Here is an 18,880-nt window from a genome sequence, read left to right as displayed (position 1 = left end):
CCGGCCTCACCGCAGCCGCGTCGCTTCGGTGATGAGCGGGCCGAGGCTCATCGAGCCGCGCAGCTCGTAGCCATAGTCCAGATTGTCGCGGCGGGCGAAGACCAGCAGCGTCTCGATCAGCGGCACACCGCAGACATTCTGCACCAGGATGCGCTGCGCCTCGGCCCAGAGGCGCTTCTGCTCCTCCACATCCGTGCTCACACGCGCCGCATCGATCTGGCTGTCGGCCTGGTCGCAATGCGAGAAGTTCGTCACCGCCGTCGGCGTGCGCACGCGCGACCGGCCATGGAAGAACTGCGTCAGGTAGATATCGGCCACCGGGAAACGCGCCGCGGAGTAATAGACCATCGGCGACAGGTCCTGGCGGATCTGCTGGTGGAAGGTCGCGTGCTCCACCACCTGCAGATCGAGCGTGATGCCGGCGCGGCGCAGCTGCTGCTGCACCACCTGCATCATGTTCAGCATTTCCGGCAACTGCGTGTGGATGGCGCGGATGGTGATGCCGTTCGGATGCCCGGCCTCCGCCAGCAATGCCCGCGCCCGCGCGGGGTCCGCCGGCAACAGCCCGTTGTCGTTGCTGAAGCCGAGATAGCCGCGCGGCACCACGGATTGCCCCTCGCGCGCCACATCCTGTCCGCGGAAGCGCACCAGCTCCGACCGGTTCACCGCATGCGCCATCGCCTGGCGGATGCGGATGTCGTTGAAGGGCGGCTGGCGGGTGTTGAGGCTGATGATGGCCAGTTCACCCGGCTCGAACACATCCACCACCGTGTTCGGTACGGCGCGGGTGCGGTTCACCCAGGTCTGGTCGGCGCGGCCGTAATTCAGGTCCAGCTCACGGTTCTGGAAGGCGAGATCGCGCGAGGCGTCGGAGGGGATGAAGCGATAGCTGATCCGCCCGATCTGCGGCGCGCCACGGAAATACTGTGCATGCGCGACCAACTCCGCCGACTGGTTCGGCGTCACGCGGTCCAGCGCGAAGGGGCCGGTGCCGATGGGGTTGCGCACGAAGGTGTCGCCGCGCTGTTCCACCGCGCGCTTGGAGACGATGTAGCCGCCCGAATAATTGGTCAGGATGCCGAGCACGCTCGGGATATTCTCCCGCAGCACGATGCGGACCGTGTGGCTGTCCACCGCCTCGATGCTCTCGATCGCGCGGTAGTCGGCGGCGAAGGCGCTGGTCGCGGCGGTGCCGGATTTGCGCAGGGAGAAGACGACATCCTCCGCCGTCAGCTCGCCGAAGCCGCCATGGAACTGCACGCCACGGCGCAGATGGAAGGTCCAGGTCTTGCCGTCGGCGCTGCTCTCCCAACGCTCGGCGAGATCGGGCTCGATCTCGGCCGGGTTGATGGAGCCGGGCTTGAAGCGCACCAGCCCGTTGAACATCCAGGCGACGACGACGCGGTCGATGGTGGAGACGGCGAAGTGCGGATCAAGCCGCCCGACATCCTGCGCCGCCATGCCGACGCGCAAGGTGGGTGCCGTCTGCGTCTGCGCCGCGCCGTGCAGACCGATAGCGGACGCAATGGCCATGGCGCTGCCCAGCAGCGCCGCCCGAAATCCCCGCATGAAATTATTCCCCGTTTGCCTTGCCGGGGAGCTTAGACCGCTATTTGCGCCGCCGTGAAGCGTCCGATGTCGAAAGCCTCCAGCGGCACGTCGGTGACGCCATCCATCACCAGCTCGGACAGCACGGCGCCGACACCGGGTCCGGTCTGGAAGCCCTCGCCGCAGAAGCCGAAGGCGTGGATCAGGCCGGGCGTGGTGCGGGACGGGCCGAGCACCGGGAAATGGTCCGCGAAGGTGCCATCCGTCCCGGACCAGCTTCGGATCACCATGGCATGTTCCAGGCGCGGGATCACCGCGATGGCGCTGCGCATCACCTCGAAGGCCGCGTCGGGGCGCGGGCGGGTGAAGGTGATGCCCGCATCGCTTTCGCCACGCCCGCCACCGAAGATGATGTTGCCGCGCGCGATCTGGCGCATGTAGAGCCCGCCGCCGACCACGCCGAGGCTTTCCCGCAGGAAATAGGGCAGCGGCTCCGTCACCAGCATGTTCGGGTGCAGCTTCTCGATCGGCACCGCCTCGCCGAACTGGCGCGCGATCTCGCCGCCCCAGAAACCGGCGCAGTTCAGCAGCCAGGGCGCGGCGAAGCGCGTGCCATTGGCGAGCAGGCGAAAATCCGTGCCGTCATGTTCCAGCCCGGTCACCGCATGGCCTTCGCGGATATCCGCGCCCGCCTTGCGCGCCGCACGGGCCAAGGCCGGCGCCAGCAGGCGTGGATTGGCGCTGCCATCCTCCTCCATCAGGCTGCCGGCGATGACGACGTCGCTGAAATGCGGATACAGCTCGCGGATCGCATTGCGGCCGATCATGCGCGGGCGCAGGCCGTGTTCGACAGCCAGCGTGTTCCAGCGCAGCAGTTCCGCCTCATCCGCCGCGCTGCGCGCCAGCTTCAGATGGCCGGAGGGGTCGAATTCCACATCCGAACCGGTCAGCTCCCTGATGCGCGACCAGATTTCCCGGGATTTGCGCGCCAGCGGAATGCCGGCGGGGTGGCGGCCCTGCTGGCGCACGCCGCCGTAATTCACCCCCGTGGCCTGGCCGCCGACCAGGCCGCGTTCCAGCAGCACCACGCGCACACCGCGCCTCGCCAGATGCAGCGCCGCGGAGGTTCCCGCGCCGCCGCCGCCGACGATCAGCACATCCGCCTGGATCATCAGCCCACCTGTTGCAAAGGCACCGGTTTCACGGGCGGCTGGCCGCGCAGGCGGCCCACCTCCGGCACCTCCACCGACAGCGCCTTGGCCAACACGGCGGCCGCCGGCGTGCCGCAGAGCCGCCCCTGGCAGCGGCCCATCCCGACGCGGGAGAAGGCCTTGGCGCGGTTCACCTCCGGCGCATCGGCCGCCGCCGCGGCGCGCAACTCGCCGGCCGTGATGACCTCGCAGCGGCAGACGGAGGTGCTGTCCTCCATCCGTGCGGCGAGCTTCGCCGGATAGGGGAAGGCCTGTTCCAGCGCCTTGCGGAAGCGCCGCTCCGTCCGCAGACGTCCATCCAGATGCTGGGTCAGCGCCATGTCGGAAGGCAGATGCGCATCGCCCAGCGCGGCCAGCGCCGCCCGCGCGCCGGCGAGTTCCGCCACCTCCACCCCGCCAATGCCGGCGCCGTCGCCCGCGAGATAGACGCCCGCCACCGGCGCGCGGCCGGCGACATCCTTGCGCGGCACCCAGTTCTGCTGCGTCGCGTCATAGTCGAAGGGCACGCCGGCGAGATCGGCGAGTTGCGCTTCCGGCTTCAGCCCCCAGCCCATGCCAACGGCATCGCAGGGGGTGACATGTTCCTTCCAGGCCGCGTCGCGCCAATGCACGGCGGTAACGCCATCCACACCCTCGATCGCCAGCGGCGTGATGTCCTCATGCAGCTTCACGCCACGCAGCTTGAGCTGCGCGAACAGGCCCATGCCGCGCAGCAGCGTCGGCAGGTTCCACAGCATGCCGGCGCCGAAGCGCGCCTTGGTGAGGAAATCGGTGGTGTCGAGCACGGCGGCGGGCTTCGCCCCGGCCTTGGCATATTGCAGCGCGGTCAGCCACAACAGCGGCCCGGTGCCGATCAGCACGGGATTGGCGCCGATGCCCACGCCCTGCGACTTCAGCGCCACCTGGGCGCCGCCCAATGTGGTCACGCCCGGCAGGGTCCAGCCCGGCAGCGGCAGCACCCGGTCCATCGCCCCGGTGCAGAGGATCAGCGCGTCATAGGCCACTTCCCCCTGCGCGGCGCCGTTGGTCAGGGTGTGCAGCACCTTGTCCTGCGGCCGGATGTTCCAGACCAGCGTGTCCGGCCGCCAATCCGTGCGCGGCTTCATCGCATCCAGCGTCGCATGCAGCCGCCGGGCGCGGCCGGCATCGGCCCCGTAGAGCGCCGCATGGTCACGGGTGAAGCCGGGAGGCGGGCGCTGGGTGATGCGGCCGCCGCCATCGGGGCCTTCCTCGATCCAGATCGGCGTCACGCCGGCCCGGACGAGCTGTTCCACGGCACGGATGCCGGCAGGGCCACCACCAACAACGACAATTCTCATCGCCTGACCACCTCGATCCCGGGTTCCACCAACGTCGTGCAGGAACGGCGGACGCCCTTGCCGACCACGAGAACCCAGCAATCCTGGCAGGCCCCCATCCAGCAGAAGCCGGCCCGCCCACCATCGCCGAATTCACTGGTGCGGACATGGCCGAGACCCGCCGTCAGCATCGCCGTCAACAGCGTGTCGCCCTGCTTCGCAGGGACTTGCACACCGTCCACGGTGAAGGTGATGGCGGTCCGGTCCTGGTCAAGCAGGCGTGTGACGGTCACAGCAGGGCCTCGAAGCGACAATTCACCTTGATCTCACCCACCGTCGCCGTGTTGGGGAGGCGCATCACCGTCTCCACCAGCGCCGCCACATCCTCCGGCCGGCTCATCGCCTCGCGCGGGTAGCGGGCATGCAGGGTCATCTCGGTCTGCACGAAGCCGGGGCAGATGGCGGTGGCGCGGATGCCGTGCTCCCAGCCGAGCCGCCGCACCTCCTGCGTCAGGGCGACCACGGCGAACTTGCTCATCGCATAGCCGAGGTTCTCATTCGCCACCCGCTTGCCGGAGAGCGAGGCGAGGTTGACCACACGGCCCTCCCCGCTCTCGATCAGATGCGGCCAGGCGGCGCGGATGACGCGCATCGGCGCCTTCACATTCACATCCCACATGGCGTCATGCGGCGTTTCATCCGCATCGAGCAGGCGGGCCATGGGGTTGATGCCGGCGGCGTTCACCACGGCGTCGATGCGGCCGAAGCGGGCGAAGGTGGCATCCACCCAAGCCTCCGCGCTGCCGGGCTTTTCCGCGTCCCAGCGGTGCAGCATCAGGTCCGGCCCGGCCGTAAGCTTGCCGGCACTGCGGATGCCGGCGCTGATGAGCCAGCCGGAGCCATGCAGCCGGCGCAGCACTTCCCGCCCGATCCCGCGCGAGCCGCCCGTGATCAAAACAACTCTCCCGACGGGATCAAGCATAGGCCAAAGCCCCCGTTGCCACATGGCAGCGCGCCGCATGGGCTGGCGCCACCTCCGCCAGCACCTGTTCCCGCTCGCAGCCCGCCTGCGCCATCGGGCAGCGCGGCGCGAAGCGGCAGCCGGCGGGCATCGCATCCAGAGGCGGCACGCGGCCCGGAATCGCGGACAGCGCCTGGCCCGGCTGGTCGAGCCGCGGAATCGCCGAGAACAGCGCGCGTGTATAGGGGTGCTGCGGCTTCGCAAAAATCGCCTCGACCGGCCCCTGCTCCACGATCTCCCCCGCATACATCACCGCCACCCGGTCCGCGATCTGCGCCACCACGCCGAGATTGTGCGTGATGAACAGCACCGCCATGCCGAAGCGCGACCGCAGATCGGCCAGCAGGCCGAGCACCTGCGCCTGGATGGTCACATCCAGCGCCGTGGTCGGTTCATCCGCCAGCAGCACGGCGGGCTCGCAGGCGAGCGCGATCGCGATCATCACGCGCTGGCGCATGCCGCCGGAGAACTGGTGCGGATACTCGTCCAGCCGCTGCGCGGCGGAGGGGATCTTCACCTCCTCGAACAGTTCCAGCGCGCGGGCGCGGGCGGCCTTGCGGTCCATGCCGCGATGGATGCGCAGGGCTTCCGCCACCTGGTCGCCCACGGTCATCACCGGGTTCAGGCTGGTCATCGGTTCCTGGAAGATCATCGCCATGCGGTCGCCGCGCACGGATTCCAGCGCCTGGTCCGACAGCCCGGCCAGGTCCCGCCCATCCAGCAAAATCTGCCCGGCGGCGACGCGGCCGAAGGGCGGCTGCACCAGCCCCATCACCGACAGGGCGGTGACGGACTTGCCGCAGCCGCTTTCGCCGACCAGCGCCAGGGTCTCGTCGCGCATGAGGGTGAGCGACAGGTCGCGCACCGCGGGATGCCAGCGCCCGCCGATTCGGAATTCGGTGCGGAGGCCGACCAGTTCGAGGGCAGGTTTCGTCATCACCGCCGAGCCTGCGCCAGCCGGCGCCCGGCATCAAGCCGGAACGGTGAAGCGATCCTGCGTGAAGGGCGCGACCGGCAGGTTGGTGGCGCCGCGGGCCATCAGTTCGGCCACCGCCGCGCCGGCGGCGGGCGAAAGCTGGAAGCCGTGGCCGGAGAAGCCGAAGGAATGGAACAGGCCTGGCAATGTGCGGCTTTCACCGATCACCGGCATGTCGTCCGGCGGCCGCGCCTCCGTCCCCGTCCAGCTCCGCACGATGCGGGCCTGGGCGACGCAGGGGAAGATCTCGGCGGCGATGCGGGCCGCATGGGCCAGGCTGCCGAACAGCACCGTGGAGGTTTCCGCCGCCTTGTCGTTGCGCCCCTGGTGGCCGCCGCCGATCACCACCGTGCCGGCGGCGGTCTGCTTGAAGGACAGCGCGCGGGCCGTCGCCCCCACCGTGGGATCGACGAAGGGCGGCAGCCGCTCCGTCACGATCATCATGCTGGCCTTCGTGCCGCAGGGGATAGTTTCGCCCGTCAGCGCGGCGAGGTCGGGCGCCCAGGCGCCGGCGCAATTGGCCACGCGCTCGGCCTCATAGGGTCCCTGGTCGGTGTCGACGCGAATGGTGCCCTCCGCGGTGGCCTCCAGACCCGTGACGGCCACGCCTTCGACGATCGTCACCCCCGCCTGTTCGGCGGCGCGCCGAAAAGCCATGACGGTGCGCATGGGGTCGGCCGAGCCGTCATCCCGCGTCACGATCGCGCCCACCACATGGCGGCTGACGGCGGGCAGCAGGCGCCGGACCTCCACCTGGTCCACCACCTCCTCATGCGACCAGCCGAGGGCGCGGACCTGGGCGACACGGGCCTCGTTCTTCGCCATGTCGGCGGTGCTTTCCGCCACCTTCACCTGGCCCGTGGCGCGGAAGCCGCAATCGTCACCGACCAGGGCGGTGATGTTCTGCCACATCTCCGCGGCAATGACGGAAAGCGCGATTTCCGGCAGCGCCCGGCCGAGGCGCCGCACGCCGCCCGCATTCACCCCGCTGGAATGCCGCCCGACATGGCGGCGCTCCAGCAGCGTCACCTGCCAGCCCGGGGTGCGGGCGAGGTGGAGTGCGGTGGAAAGGCCGTGCAGCCCGCCGCCGATGACGAGGGCCTTTTTCATGGGTGGCGCCTCGCCGGGTAGCGCTTGGAAGCCCTCTCCCCCTGACAGGGGGAGAGGGTTGGGTGAGGGGGACGCGCAGGTTGCGGGACACGCTCATGTCCATCGGAACCCCCCTCACCCAACCCTCTCCCCCCGTTGGGTGGAGAGGGCTCTCTTAGCCAGCCGGAACGAGGCGCCCTCATCCCGCCAGCGCCGCCAACTCACCCAGCGTCAGCGGCTTGGTCGGGAAGCGGGTGCGGAAGGGGTCCACCTCCCCTCCCTGCACCCCACGCGCCGCCGCGATCACCCCATGCACCGCCGGCCCGCAGATCCGCCCCTGGCACGGCCCCATCCCGGCCCTGGTAAAGGCCTTGGTCTGGTTGGCGCCGAGGCAGCCCAGCGCCACGGCCTGGCGCACCCGCCCCGCCGTCACCTCCTCGCAGCGGCAAAGCACCGTCTCGTCCGGGATGGCGGCCTCCGGCAGCGGCGGAAACATCGCGTCCAGGAACAGGCGCGGCGCAAGTTGCCGGTCGCGCAGCAGGCGCAGCGGCCCGGCGCGGCCATCGCGCTCGTCGGTGGTGATCCGGCCGAGGGCGCGACCGGCCTCCAGCGCCGCGATGCGGCCCGACAGCGCCGCGGCGCGCGCCCCGCCGATGCCGCCCGAATCCCCGGCCACCATCACCCCCGGCACCGCCGTATTGCCCCAGAGGTCGAGCCCCGGCCGCCAGCAGCGCTGCACCGGGTCCCAGCCATGGGTCAGGCCGGCGATGGCGCGAGTCACCTGGGTATTGGGCACGACGCCGTCATGCAGCAGCAGCAGGTCGGCCGGATGCGCCACGCCATCCACCAGGATGCGCGCCAGCCGTCCCTCCCCTTCCGCCCGCAAGTCCCGCGCCGGAATCACCTGCACCGCCCGCTTCACCTGGCGCTGCCAGACCAGCCCGCGCCAGAGGTATTCCGGCGCCTTCAGCGCGCGCAGCAGATGCGGCTGCGCCCGCCGCAACCCGCCCGGCGGCGAGAGATCGACGATGCCCGCAATCCTGCCGCCCTTGGCCAGCGCCTGCACCGCATAGAGCCAGAGCAGCGGTCCCTGCCCCGCCAGCCAGACCGCCCCCTCCGGCACCAGGCCCGACGTCTTCAGCGCGATCTGCGCCGCGCCGACGCTCATCACCCCCGGCAGGGTCCAGCCCGGGATCGGCAACGGCCGCTCGGTGGCCCCGGCGCAGAGGATCAGCCGCTCCGCCCGCACGCTCCTGGCGGCACCGGCCTCGGACCAGAACACCTTCCCCTCCGGCTCCACAGCCCAGAGGGTGGCGCCGGGCCGATACTGCGCGCCGGAGGCGCGGAAGGCGGCGGCCAGCTTGGCGCCATCCTTGTCCTGGTCATCCTTGGCCGGCAAACGCGCCTCGACGGCGCGATGCACCTGGCCGCCCGGCGCCGCATTCTCGTCCAGCACCAGCACGCTCATGCCATGGGCGCGCGCCTCGGTCGCGGCGGCCATGCCGGCCGGGCCGGCGCCCAGCACCAGCAGATCGACCTTCTCCGCAACCGGCGCGGCCCCGTCCTTCGCGGCGGTCCATTCATCGGCGACGCTCATGCCGCATCATCCACGAAGCCGCGCGCGCCGTGCTGGATGCCGGCCCGCATGCCTGGGGTCACCTGGGTCAGGCAGGCCTGGATGTTCTGCGCGCCCTCCACCTCCACCAGGCAGTCGAAGCAGGCCCCCATCAGGCAGAGCGGCCCGCGCGCCGTGCCCGTCACCGGCGTCTCCCGGAAGCTGGTGATGCCAGCCGCCAGCAGCGCCACGGCCAGGCTTTCCCCGGCGCGGGCCGGCAAGGCCCGACCCTCCCATTCGATGGTGCAATCGGTGGGCTCAGTGCGACGAAACATGGGTCATTCCAACGAAACGGTCCGGGTGCAGGTCGCGCGCATGCTCAGGCAGCGTGCCGGTCAGCACCGCCTCCGCAAGCCGGCCGGCATGCACGGCGGCCAGCGTCACGCCGGAATGGCAGGTGGCGACGAAACAACCGGGATGGGTCCGGCTTTCGGCATAGGCGGGAAAGCCGTCCGGCGTCATCGGCCGCAGCGCCGCCCAGCTTCGCACCATGCGCGCCTGCGCCAGCACCGGCAGCACCCGCAACGCCCGGGCCGCCATGCGGGACAGGGCCGCGGTGGTCGTCGCCGTCTCGAAGCTGCCGTCATCCTCGCTGGTCACGCCGATCTGCACCGTGCCATCGCCGGTCTGGCGGATGGCGCTTGCCGGCAGCGGCAGCAGCGGCGCCAGCCTTTCGGTCACGATGTTCTGCCCCCGCACCGGCCGCACCGGCACATCCAGCCCGACCATTTTTGCGAGTGGCGAGGTCATCACCCCGGCGGCGATGACGATGCGGCGCGCCGATACCTCGCTGCCATCGGCGCGGGTGATGCGGTAGCCCCCGGCGATGGGGGTGATGGACTCCACCGAAGCGCCCGGCAGATGCACGCCGCCCGCCGCGCGCATGCCCGCCTGCAAGCCGCGCAGCAGCGTCAGCGGATCCACATGGCCATCCGCCGGCTGGTAGCTGGCGCCGCGCACCTCCGGCCCCAGCGGGCAGCCGGACATCAGTTCGCGCAACTGATGCCGGTCGAGCATCTGAAGCCCTTCCTGGCCCTGGTTGTGCATGCGCTGCACGAAAAGCTGGCGCGCCGCGAATTCCGCGTCATCCAGGCAGAAGGTCAGCCCGCCCACCGCGCGATACTGCACATCCCGCCCCGCCAGGGTCGAAGCCCGTTCCGCCAGCGCCGGCCACAGCGCCACGCTCTGCCGCGTCCAGGCGGCATAGGCCGGCATGCCGTCGCCCTTGGATTGCGACCAGACCAGGCCGAAATTGCCCCGCGCGGCGCGCAGCGCCACATCGCCCTCATCCAGCATGGCGACGCGGGCGCCACGCTCGGCGCAGCCGAAGCCGATGGCGGAACCGACCATGCCGCCGCCGATGATCGCGACGTCGAAGCTGTCCCAGGGACTGCCGTGAGATGACATGCTTGCGAGCCTGACCCGACCGGCCCCATCCTGCAAGACGGGAAGGCGAAGGACAGAACAATGCTCCGCAAATTCATGCTGGCCGCGCTGGCACTTGCTTTGCCGGCCGCTGCCGCACAGGCGCAGACGCTGCGTGTCGGGCTGATCGCGCAGGATATGGGCACCACCGACCCCCATCGCGCCAGCGCGACGCAGGACAAGGCGCCGCTCGCCTGGGGCTATGACGGGCTGGTGCGCTTCCCGCCCGGCTCCGCCGATCCCGCGAAGCTGGAACCTGACCTGGCCGAGAGCTTCACCCGATCGGCCGACGGCCTGACCTACACCTTTCGCCTGCGCCCTGGCGTGCGCTTCCATGATGGGAACCCGCTGGAGGCCGAGGACGTGGTCTTCTCCCTGCGCCGCGCCGCCGACCGCGCCCGCAGCGCCTTCGCCGGCGACTACAGCGCCGTCTCCACCATCGAAGTGGTGGACCCGATGACGGTGCGCGTCACACTCAGGTCGGCGGTGGCCGGCGCGCTCGGCCTTTTCGCCAATTACCATGGCGGCATGATCGTCTCCCGCCGTGCCGATGCCGGCGGGCAGCAGCCCGGCACCGGGCCGTTCCGGATGGAACGCGCCGGAGGCGGCATGGCGCGCATGGTGGCCTTCGACGGCCATTGGCGCGGCCGGCCGAACATCCGCGCCGTTGAGCTGCGCTTCATCACCTCCGACGCCACGCGCGAACTGGCCTTCACCGCCGGCGAGCTGGACCTGTTCATCGGCCGGCGCGAGCAGCGCTGGGTGGAGCGCATCCGCAGCCATCCGAACACGGTGGTGGAGGTCTTCTCCCCCGGCGAATTCCGCACCCTGCTCATCAACAACCGCAGCGCACCGCTGGATGACGGCCGCGTGCGCCGCGCCGTGCAGCATGCGATCGACGCCCCCGGCATCGCGCGCTTCGTCGGCCTGGATGTGGCAACCCCCTGGGTCAGCCCGGTGCCGCCCGGCTATCTGGGCGCGACGGAGGATGTGCCGCGCTTCCCGCATGACCTGGCGCGCGCCCGCGCCCTGCTGGCGGAGGCCGGTCATCCCAATGGCGTGACCATCCGCGCCGTCGTCTCCTCCAACTCCGCGCAATTGCCGATCATGGAGGTGGTGCAGGCGCAGCTTCGCCGGGCCAATATCCGGCTGGAGATGGATGTGGTGGAGCACGCGACGTTCCATGCCCGCATCCGCCAGGACCTGTCCCAGTTCACCTTCTACGGCGCGGCGCGTTATCCGGTGGCGGACAGCTATCTGAGCCAGTTCTATCACTCCCGCAGCGCCCCGGGGCAGCCGACCATGTCGCTGAACTTCGCCCATTGCAGCGCCGCCGATGCCGAGATCGACGCCGCGAGGGCGGAACCGGATGAGGCGCGGCAATTGGCGCTCTGGGCCACGGCGCAGCGCAAGGTGATGGAGGCCGGATGCAGCCTGCCGCTGTTCGACCTGAAACAGGTCTGGGTGCGCCGCGCCAGCCTGAACCTGGGCTACCGCCTGGAAGGCTCGCTCAATCTCGGTCCGCCGATCACGGCCGGGACACGGCTGGACTAGCCATGCGGCGCCGCAGCCTTCTGGCCGCCGGCCTGGCGGTCCCCGCCATCGCCCAGGCGCGGCCGGGCTGGCGGCCGACCCGGTCCATGCGGCTGATCGTGCCCTTTTCGCCAGGTGGCGCCCTGGACCTGACGGCGCGGCTGCTGGCCTGGACGATGGAACCGCTGGTCGGTGTCTCCATCATCGTCGAGAACCGCAGCGGCGCCGGCGGCAGTATCGGCGCGGAGGCTTTGACGCGCAGCGATCCGGATGGGCACAGCATGATGCTCGCCTCGCCCGGCCCGCTGGTGGTGAACCCCTTCCTGTTCCGCACCATGACCTATGACGCGGAGACGGAATTCGCACCGGTGGCCCTGGTGACCACGAACCCGATGGCACTCCTCGCCGGACCCCGCCGGGCCGAACGCAGCCTGGCGCATCTGCTGATGACGGCGCGCAGCGGCGAAAGGCTGAACTACTCCAGCGCGGGACCCGGCAGTGGCGGGCATATGGCGATGGAGGTGCTGAAGGTCCGGCTCGGCCTGCCGGGGCTGCTGCACATCCCCTTCCGCGGTGCCGGCCCCTCGCTTCAGGCGCTGCTGGCAAACCAGGTGCAGTTCGCGATGGAAAGCCTGGCCAGCGCCGCCGGCTTCATCGATGACGAGGTCGCCTTTCCCCTGGCCGTCACCACCGCCCAGCGCTGGCCCGGCCTGCCCAATGTGCCGACCTTGCAGGAGGAAGGCGTGGCCGAGTTCGACTACGCGTCCTGGAGCTGCCTGGTCTATCCGGTCGCGGTGCCGGAGGAGGCCGTGCTGATGATGAACTGGGCAGTCAATACCGCCCTGAGCACGCCGATCCTGCGCCGGCGGCTGCTGGAGGTGGGCGCCGAGCCGGCCGGCGGCAGCGCCGCGCATCTGCAGCGCCATCTGGCCACGGAGCGTGACAAATGGGCCGAGGCGGTGCGGATTTCAGGCGCGCGGGTGATCTAGCTCAGGGGAAGGCGCGGCAGGCTTCCAGCCCGATCTCGCGCGCCTGCGCCTCCGCCCCCGCCACCCATTCCATCACCAACGGATGCGCCAGCACGGCATCGGCATAGGCCTGGGCCTCGGCCGTCAACGGCACGGAATAGGTGCGGAAGCGGCTGGCCATGGGCGCCCACATCGCATCGGCGAAACAGAAGCGCGCGCCGAACAGGAAGGGGCCGCCGCTGCCATGCAACGCGCGGGTCTGCCGCCAGCTTTCCTGCACCCGGGCCACCTGCGGCGCGACGCCGGGGCGGCCGAGCAGCTTGGCATTGCTCGGCACGCCATTGGCGATCGGCCAGCGCTTCACCAGGTTCATCGGCATGGCCGCACGGAGCTCCACGAAATGCGCGTGCATCTCCCCGGCCGAGGCGCGCGCCGCCGTGCGGGCGGGCAGATCGGCGGGCCAGATGTCGCAGCCCGGCGCCTTCTCCCACAGATATTCGGCGATGGCCCAGGTATCGGTAATGGCGAGGGCACCGTCGAACAGGATGGGGATCAGCCCGGTGGGGGAGATGGCGGCCAGCTTCGCCTTGCTGTCGTCGCGCGACAGCAGCAGCGTCTCCGTCTCGAATTCAAGGCCCGAAAGCCTGCAGGCCAGCCAGCCGCGCATGGTCCAGGTGGAGGACCATTTGCCGCCGATGATGAGCTTCATCACGCGACGCCCCCGTCATGCAGATGGCAGGCCACCATCACGCCATCGCCCGCTGCCACATCACGCGGCGCGTCCCGCGAACAGCGCGGGCCGGCGGCAGGGCAGCGGGGGTGGAAGGCGCAGCCGGGCGGCGGGCGGATCGGGCTGGGCACGTCGCCCGCGGCCTCCGGCGGCACCAGCGTCTCCGCCGTCACGGCGGTGAGCAGCGCCTTGGTATAGGGATGGCGCGGCGCGTTCCACAGCGCCTCGGCCGGGCCGATCTCGACAATGCGGCCGAGATACATCACCGCGATCCGGTCACAGAGCCAGCGCACCAGCCGCAGGTCGTGGCTGATGAACAGATAGGTCAGCGACAGGCGCTGCTGCAATTCCACCAGCAGGTTCACCACCTGCGCCTGGATCGAGACATCCAGCGCGCTTGTCGGCTCATCCAGCACGATGAAGGCGGGTTCTATGGCGAGTGCACGGGCGATGCCGACGCGCTGGCGCTGGCCGCCCGACAACTCGTGCGGGTAGCGACGCATCATGTCGGCGCGCAGCCCCACCGTTTCCAGCAATTGCGCGATGCGGGCGCGGCGTGCGGCAGCGTTGCCGAAGCGGTGGACGACCAGCGGCGATTCCAGGATGCGCTCGATGGTCAGCGACCGGTTCAGCGAACTCTGCGGGTCCTGGAACACCATCTGCGCGCGGCGACGAAAACCGGGCAGGTCGGCGGCGGGCGGCGCGCCGTTGAACAGCACAGTGCCGGCGGTGGGCGGTTCCAGCGCCAAAGCGACACGGCCGAGGGTCGATTTGCCGGAGCCGCTTTCGCCGACCAGGCCGAGGATTTCGGTGCGGGCGATGCTCAGCGACACATCCTGCACGGCACGCACCACCGGCTGGTTGGGCAGCAGCCGGCCGAGCACGGAGGGCTTCGTCGCGTAGTGGCGGGAAACGCCGTCGAGGGTCAGCAGTGGCGGGCTCATGCGGCCTCCGCGCGCCAGCAGGCGGCCTTGCGGCCGGGGGCGATGTCGCGCAGCGGCTGATCCTCCGTGCAGCGGGCCTCGGCGCCGGGGCAGCGGGCCTGGAAGGGGCAGCCTGGCGGCAGGCGGGCGAGGTCCGGTGGCTCGCCGGGAATGGCGGGCAACGGGCCATCCGCCTTGGTGCCGCGCGGCACGGAAGCCAGCAGGGCGCGGGTGTAAGGGTGGCGCGGGGACGTCAGCAGGGCCTGGGTCGGCCCCTCCTCCATGATCCGTCCGGCATACATCACCGCGACGCGGTCGCAGATGCGGCCGATGACGGAGAGGTTGTGGGAGATCATCAGCATCGCCATGCCGAGTTCGCGGCGCAGCTCGTCCAGCAGCGCCAGGATCTCGGCCTCCACCGTCACGTCCAGCGCCGTGGTGGGCTCGTCCGCGATCAGCAGGGAGGGGCGGCAGATCAGCGCGAGGGCGATCAGCACCCGCTGGCGCATGCCGCCCGACAATTGGTGCGGATAGGCCGAGAGCCGGCTTTCGGCCTCCGCGATACGCATCCGCGTCAGCAGCGAAAGCGCCGCCGCGCGCGCCTCCGACTCGCTGCCGCCATGCAGGCGGTGAATTCGGAAAAGTTGGTCGCCGATGGTCATCACGGGGTTCAGCGCCGCGGCGGGGTCCTGCACCACCATGGCGATCTGTTTCGCGCGCAGCGCGCGCAGCGCCTCAGCATCCAGCTTGCGCAGGTCCTGGCCGCGGAAAAACAGCTCGCCGCCGATGGTGGCGCTTTCCGGCTGCTGCAGGCGCACCGAGGCGCGGGCGGTGACGGATTTGCCGGAGCCGGATTCGCCGACCAGCCCCAGCACCTCCCCCGCCGCGATGTGGAAGGACACGCCGCGGGAGGGGCGGATCTCGCCGCCCTCGCTGCGGAATCGCGTGACCAGGTCACGCACTTCGAACAGCATCTCAGGCATCGCCCCGCCGCGTCAGTTGCGCCGGGTCCATCACATCGCGCAGCAGGTCGCCGGCGAGGTTGAAGGCGACGACGGTGAGGAAGATCAGCAGGCCGGGGAAGATGGTCAGCCACCACTGGCCGGACATCACATAGGTTCGGCTATCCGCCAGCATCCCGCCCCAGCTCGGCTCCGGCGGCTGGATGCCGAGGCCGAGGAAGGAGAGCGAGGCCTCGGTGAGGATGGACGTCGCCACCAGCAGGGTCGCGAAGACCGCGACCGGGGAGACGCAGTTGCGCAGCACGTCGCGGAACAGGATGCGCGTCTCGCTGGCGCCGACCGCGCGTTCCGCCATCACATATTGCTCGTTGCGCTCCACCAGCACGGCGGCGCGGACGATGCGGGCGACCTTCGGCGCGTTCAGCAACCCGATCACCACCATGACCTTCATGATATGCGGGATGACGAAGGGGCCGAATTCCAGGTCCTGGGTGCCAAGTGCCGCGACCACCGCGATGGCCAGCACAATCGGCGGAAAAGCCATCAGCACATCCATCACCCGCATGATGGCGGAGTCCGTAAAACCCGGGCTGCGGAAGGCCGCGATGGCACCCAGCGGCACGCCGATGGCCACCGCGATCCCCACCGTGGTCAGCCCCACCGTCAGCGAAACCCGCGTCGCATGCACGCAGCGGGAAAATATGTCGCGACCGAACTGGTCGCTGCCGAACCAGAAGGTGGCATCCGGCGGCCGCAGGCGAAGGCGGGAGGGGCGGTTGGGCAGGAACTGGGCGATCTGTTCCGGGAAGATGGCGACGACCACCAGCACCAGCAGGAACAGGAAGGCGGCCAGCGCGAGCGGATCGCGCTTCATCACCATCCACAGGCGGTTCGGGCGCCGCGGTGCGGCCAGCGTCGCGCTCATCGGCGAATCCGGGGATCGAGAATGGCGTAGAGCGCATCCATGCCGAAGTTGATCAGCACGAAGAGCGTGACATTCAGCAGGACCAGTCCCTGCACCAGCGGATAGTCGCGCGACAGAATGCTCTCATACAGCAGTCGCCCCATGCCCGGCAGGTTGAAGATCACCTCCGTCAACACCGCGCCGGCCAACAGGTAGCCGAAGGAAAAGCCCGCGGCAGTCAGCGTCGGGATCAGCGCATTCCGGAAAGCGTCGGTCCAGATGATGGTGCGTTCCGGCACGCCATGGGCGCGCGCCACCGCGATATGCTCCCGCCCCAGCACGTCCAGCATGGAGGAGCGCAGCATGCGCGTGATGGTCGCGGCATAGGCGGTGCCCAGCGCCACCGCCGGCAGGATGATATGGGCCGTGGACAGGCCGATGCCCGCCGACAGCGGCTGGTACCCACCCGGCGGCAGCCAGCCGAGGATCACGGCGAAGAGGAGGATGCTCAGCAGCCCCTGCCAGAAGACCGGCATGGAAATGCCGATCATCGCCACGATGCGGAACAGATGATCGATCGGCCCGCCCTTGTAGCGCGCCGAGAGCACGCCGGCTGGAATCGCGATGGCCATGGCGATCGCCAGCGCCACCAGCGAGACATGCAGCGTCACCGGAAAGCGTTCCGCGATCAGCCCCGCGACGCCGGTGGAATACATGAAGGAGCGGCCGAGATCGCCGGTCACCGCACCGCCGACCCAGGTGAAATACTGCTGCCACAGCGGCAGATGCAGGCCGATCGCCTCCCGCATCGCCTGGATTTCCTCCGGCGTCGCGTTGCTCGTCATCATGGCGATGGCGGGGTCGCCCGGCAGGGCGCGGACCACCAGGAAGATCAGCACGCTGGCGCCGAACAGCACCAGCGCCAGCGTCGCCGCGCGGCCGAGAAGAAAGTTCGCCATCAGCCCTTCTTGCCCTCAGCCTTTCCTGGCCGAGGTCAGGTCCATGAAATAGGAGTAGCGCGGCCCGAAGCCCGAGATATCCGCGCGCCACAGGTGATAGGCGTTGAGCCGCCCGATCCACAGCGCCGGGCAATCCTCCACCAGGATTTCGGACACCTTGCGCAGCGCCGGCTTCTTCCGCGCCTCGTCCAGGTAGCGGAAGCTCTCCATCACCGCGGTGTCATAGGCCGGGTTGCGATAGCCCATCCAGCGCGCCTGGTTGCCATCCTTGTGGTAGTTGTTCCAGATCAGATAGTCCTCCACCGAGGACTGCATCGAAGGATGCGGGAAGGCCTGCCAGTCGCCATTCTGCGCGCTGCGGTACATGCTGACGAAGTCGGTCTGGCGGATGTTCATGCGGATGCCGACCTCGGCGAGGTTCGCCTGCATCACCACCGCCGCCTCCCGCGCCTCCACATAGGCCGAGGGCACGGGCACGATCGCCTCGAAGGCGAAGCCGCGCGGCATGCCGGCGGCGCGCAGGTGGAACTTGGCGCGGTCGGGATCATAGGCGAACTGCTTCGCCAGATCCTCCTCATACCAGAACTCGTTCGGCGAGGCCGGCAGGGCGCTGGCGGTGACCAGGCCGGAATAGATTTCCTCGCAGATATAGTCGCGATCCACGGCGCAGGCGACGGCGCGGCGCAGATGCACATTGTCGAAGGGCGCCTTGGCGACATTCATCGGCATGTAGAAGATGCCGGCGGAAGGCCGCACCGCACCGCCGAAGCCAGGCTCCTGCCGCACCGGCGCGAAATCCTTCGGCGGGCAGTTGGAGATGATATCGACGGTGCCGGTGCGCAGATTGGCGAGCTGCGTCGCCGCATCGGGAATGCGCACCAGCTTGATGGTCTGCGTCGCGGGCGCGCCACCGAAGTAGTCGGGGAAAGCCTCGAACTCCACGCCGACATCGGCCTGGAAGCTTTTCGGGATGAAGGGGCCGCAGCCGGCGGTGCGGCTGCCGCGATACAGGTTCTCGCCGGTCGCGCCTTCATTCGCCACATCGGTGCCGCGACGGACGATGGCCGCCTCATAGCCCATCAGCCGCATCCAGCCGACCCAGGGATCGCGCAGCGTCACCTTGACGACATGGTCGCCATCCTTCGTCACATTGCTGATGAAGCGCCGCAGATTGCCGCGGCGGCGGCCGGTGGCGAGGTATTGCTCGTAGCTGTACAGCACGTCGTCCGCCGTCAGCCGGTCGCCATTGTGGAAGCGCACGTCGCGCCGCAGCTCGAAGGTGTAGTTCAACCCGTCATCGGTGATCTGCGGCAGCGCCACGGCGAGGTCCGGCACCAGCGTGCCGTCCGGCCCCACCTTCAGCAGGTTGGAATAGGCCAGCAGATTCGCCGCGCCGGTTTCCACATTGCCGACATGCCAGGGATGGATATTGGGCAGATTGCCGAGCAGCGAGGCCGTGACCGTGCCACGCGGCTGCGCCCCGGCGCTGCGCGGCAGCGATGCCGCGGCCAGAATGCCCGCAAGGCCCGACATGGCGGCGCGCCGCCCGAACATCCCATCCATCGCCAAGCCCCCTGTGTTCGTGAACCGTTGATGCGAGCATGGACGCAAGCTGTGCACCGCGGCAAGTCCTGAAACACCAATCACTTACTGTATACGCACGCCCGGCGCACAGCCCCCGTTGCCCCGCGCGCGGCAGCCGGTAAGGTGGCGCCGCG

General features: G+C 69.9%; 18 protein-coding genes. 2 read left to right on the top strand and 16 right to left on the bottom strand.

The features are described from left to right. Nucleotides 1-6: 6 nt before the first annotated feature. The 10 genes from JJQ90_RS16780 to JJQ90_RS16735 all read right to left on the bottom strand — a co-directional run bounded on the left by JJQ90_RS16780 (nucleotide 7) and on the right by JJQ90_RS16735 (nucleotide 10,165). Nucleotides 7-1,569 carry an ABC transporter substrate-binding protein gene (locus JJQ90_RS16780; protein WP_216877395.1) on the bottom strand — a complete coding sequence of 521 codons (1,563 nt, stop codon included), beginning with the start codon at nucleotides 1,567-1,569 and terminating at the stop codon, nucleotides 7-9. A 32-nt stretch (nucleotides 1,570-1,601) separates the two neighbouring features. Then, nucleotides 1,602-2,720 carry an NAD(P)/FAD-dependent oxidoreductase gene (locus tag JJQ90_RS16775; RefSeq protein ID WP_216877394.1) on the bottom strand — a complete coding sequence of 373 codons (1,119 nt, stop codon included), beginning with the start codon at nucleotides 2,718-2,720 and terminating at the stop codon, nucleotides 1,602-1,604. Next, nucleotides 2,720-4,078, bottom strand: a complete 1,359-nt coding sequence (locus tag JJQ90_RS16770; protein WP_216877393.1) for an NAD(P)/FAD-dependent oxidoreductase — start codon at nucleotides 4,076-4,078, stop codon at nucleotides 2,720-2,722. Before JJQ90_RS16770 ends, JJQ90_RS16775 begins: the two co-directional genes overlap by 1 nt. Then, a complete protein-coding gene (locus JJQ90_RS16765; protein WP_216877392.1) occupies nucleotides 4,075-4,350 on the bottom strand; it encodes a (2Fe-2S)-binding protein in 276 nt (91 codons plus the stop codon). The genes JJQ90_RS16770 and JJQ90_RS16765 overlap by 4 nt, the downstream gene beginning before the upstream one ends. Continuing rightward, nucleotides 4,347-5,012, bottom strand: a complete 666-nt coding sequence (locus tag JJQ90_RS16760; protein ID WP_230410759.1) for an SDR family NAD(P)-dependent oxidoreductase — start codon at nucleotides 5,010-5,012, stop codon at nucleotides 4,347-4,349. Before JJQ90_RS16760 ends, JJQ90_RS16765 begins: the two co-directional genes overlap by 4 nt. 19 nt (nucleotides 5,013-5,031) lie before the next feature. After that, complete coding sequence (locus JJQ90_RS16755) at nucleotides 5,032-6,015, bottom strand: ABC transporter ATP-binding protein (protein ID WP_216877390.1); 984 nt, start codon at nucleotides 6,013-6,015, stop codon at nucleotides 5,032-5,034. Between the two features lie 33 nt (nucleotides 6,016-6,048). Next, entirely contained in the window at nucleotides 6,049-7,164 is a 1,116-nt protein-coding gene (locus tag JJQ90_RS16750; protein WP_216877389.1) for an NAD(P)/FAD-dependent oxidoreductase, read from the bottom strand. Nucleotides 7,165-7,342: 178 nt separating this feature from the next. Continuing rightward, nucleotides 7,343-8,740 (bottom strand): FAD/NAD(P)-dependent oxidoreductase, encoded by a 1,398-nt coding sequence (locus tag JJQ90_RS16745; RefSeq protein WP_216877388.1) that lies wholly within the window; start codon nucleotides 8,738-8,740, stop codon nucleotides 7,343-7,345. After that, complete coding sequence (locus JJQ90_RS16740; protein WP_216877387.1) at nucleotides 8,737-9,033, bottom strand: (2Fe-2S)-binding protein; 297 nt, start codon at nucleotides 9,031-9,033, stop codon at nucleotides 8,737-8,739. The genes JJQ90_RS16745 and JJQ90_RS16740 overlap by 4 nt, the downstream gene beginning before the upstream one ends. Next, nucleotides 9,017-10,165: an NAD(P)/FAD-dependent oxidoreductase gene (locus JJQ90_RS16735; protein WP_216877386.1), complete on the bottom strand. Its 1,149-nt coding sequence runs from the start codon at nucleotides 10,163-10,165 to the stop codon at nucleotides 9,017-9,019. Before JJQ90_RS16735 ends, JJQ90_RS16740 begins: the two co-directional genes overlap by 17 nt. Nucleotides 10,166-10,225: 60 nt before the next feature. On the opposite strand from JJQ90_RS16735, the gene JJQ90_RS16730 reads away from it, so the two are divergent. Beyond that, nucleotides 10,226-11,737: an ABC transporter substrate-binding protein gene (locus JJQ90_RS16730; protein ID WP_230410758.1), complete on the top strand. Its 1,512-nt coding sequence runs from the start codon at nucleotides 10,226-10,228 to the stop codon at nucleotides 11,735-11,737. A 2-nt stretch (nucleotides 11,738-11,739) separates the two neighbouring features. Then, entirely contained in the window at nucleotides 11,740-12,705 is a 966-nt protein-coding gene (locus JJQ90_RS16725; protein WP_216877385.1) for a Bug family tripartite tricarboxylate transporter substrate binding protein, read from the top strand. A 1-nt stretch (nucleotide 12,706) separates the two neighbouring features. On the opposite strand, the gene JJQ90_RS16720 is transcribed toward JJQ90_RS16725, so the two are convergent. The 6 genes from JJQ90_RS16720 to JJQ90_RS16695 are packed head-to-tail and all read right to left on the bottom strand — an operon-like array spanning nucleotide 12,707 to nucleotide 18,725. Further along, nucleotides 12,707-13,393: a glutathione S-transferase N-terminal domain-containing protein gene (locus JJQ90_RS16720; RefSeq protein ID WP_216877384.1), complete on the bottom strand. Its 687-nt coding sequence runs from the start codon at nucleotides 13,391-13,393 to the stop codon at nucleotides 12,707-12,709. After that, entirely contained in the window at nucleotides 13,393-14,358 is a 966-nt protein-coding gene (locus tag JJQ90_RS16715) for an ABC transporter ATP-binding protein (RefSeq protein ID WP_216877383.1), read from the bottom strand. The genes JJQ90_RS16720 and JJQ90_RS16715 overlap by 1 nt, the downstream gene beginning before the upstream one ends. Further along, nucleotides 14,355-15,311: an ABC transporter ATP-binding protein gene (locus tag JJQ90_RS16710; protein WP_216877382.1), complete on the bottom strand. Its 957-nt coding sequence runs from the start codon at nucleotides 15,309-15,311 to the stop codon at nucleotides 14,355-14,357. Before JJQ90_RS16710 ends, JJQ90_RS16715 begins: the two co-directional genes overlap by 4 nt. A 1-nt stretch (nucleotide 15,312) precedes the next feature. Beyond that, nucleotides 15,313-16,224: an ABC transporter permease gene (locus JJQ90_RS16705; RefSeq protein WP_216877381.1), complete on the bottom strand. Its 912-nt coding sequence runs from the start codon at nucleotides 16,222-16,224 to the stop codon at nucleotides 15,313-15,315. Continuing rightward, nucleotides 16,221-17,162, bottom strand: coding sequence for an ABC transporter permease (locus JJQ90_RS16700; protein ID WP_216877380.1), 942 nt, complete (start codon nucleotides 17,160-17,162; stop codon nucleotides 16,221-16,223). Before JJQ90_RS16700 ends, JJQ90_RS16705 begins: the two co-directional genes overlap by 4 nt. 15 nt (nucleotides 17,163-17,177) lie before the next feature. Then, on the bottom strand, nucleotides 17,178-18,725 hold the full coding sequence (locus JJQ90_RS16695) for an ABC transporter substrate-binding protein (RefSeq protein WP_216877379.1): 1,548 nt from the start codon (nucleotides 18,723-18,725) through the stop codon (nucleotides 17,178-17,180). Nucleotides 18,726-18,880: the final 155 nt, after the last annotated feature.

The sequence above is a fragment of the Falsiroseomonas oleicola genome (assembly GCF_019029495.1).
Taxonomy (GTDB): domain Bacteria; phylum Pseudomonadota; class Alphaproteobacteria; order Acetobacterales; family Acetobacteraceae; genus Falsiroseomonas; species Falsiroseomonas oleicola.
The sequence above is the reverse complement of the archived record's forward strand: the minus strand, read 5'-3'. Positions and strand labels throughout refer to the sequence as shown.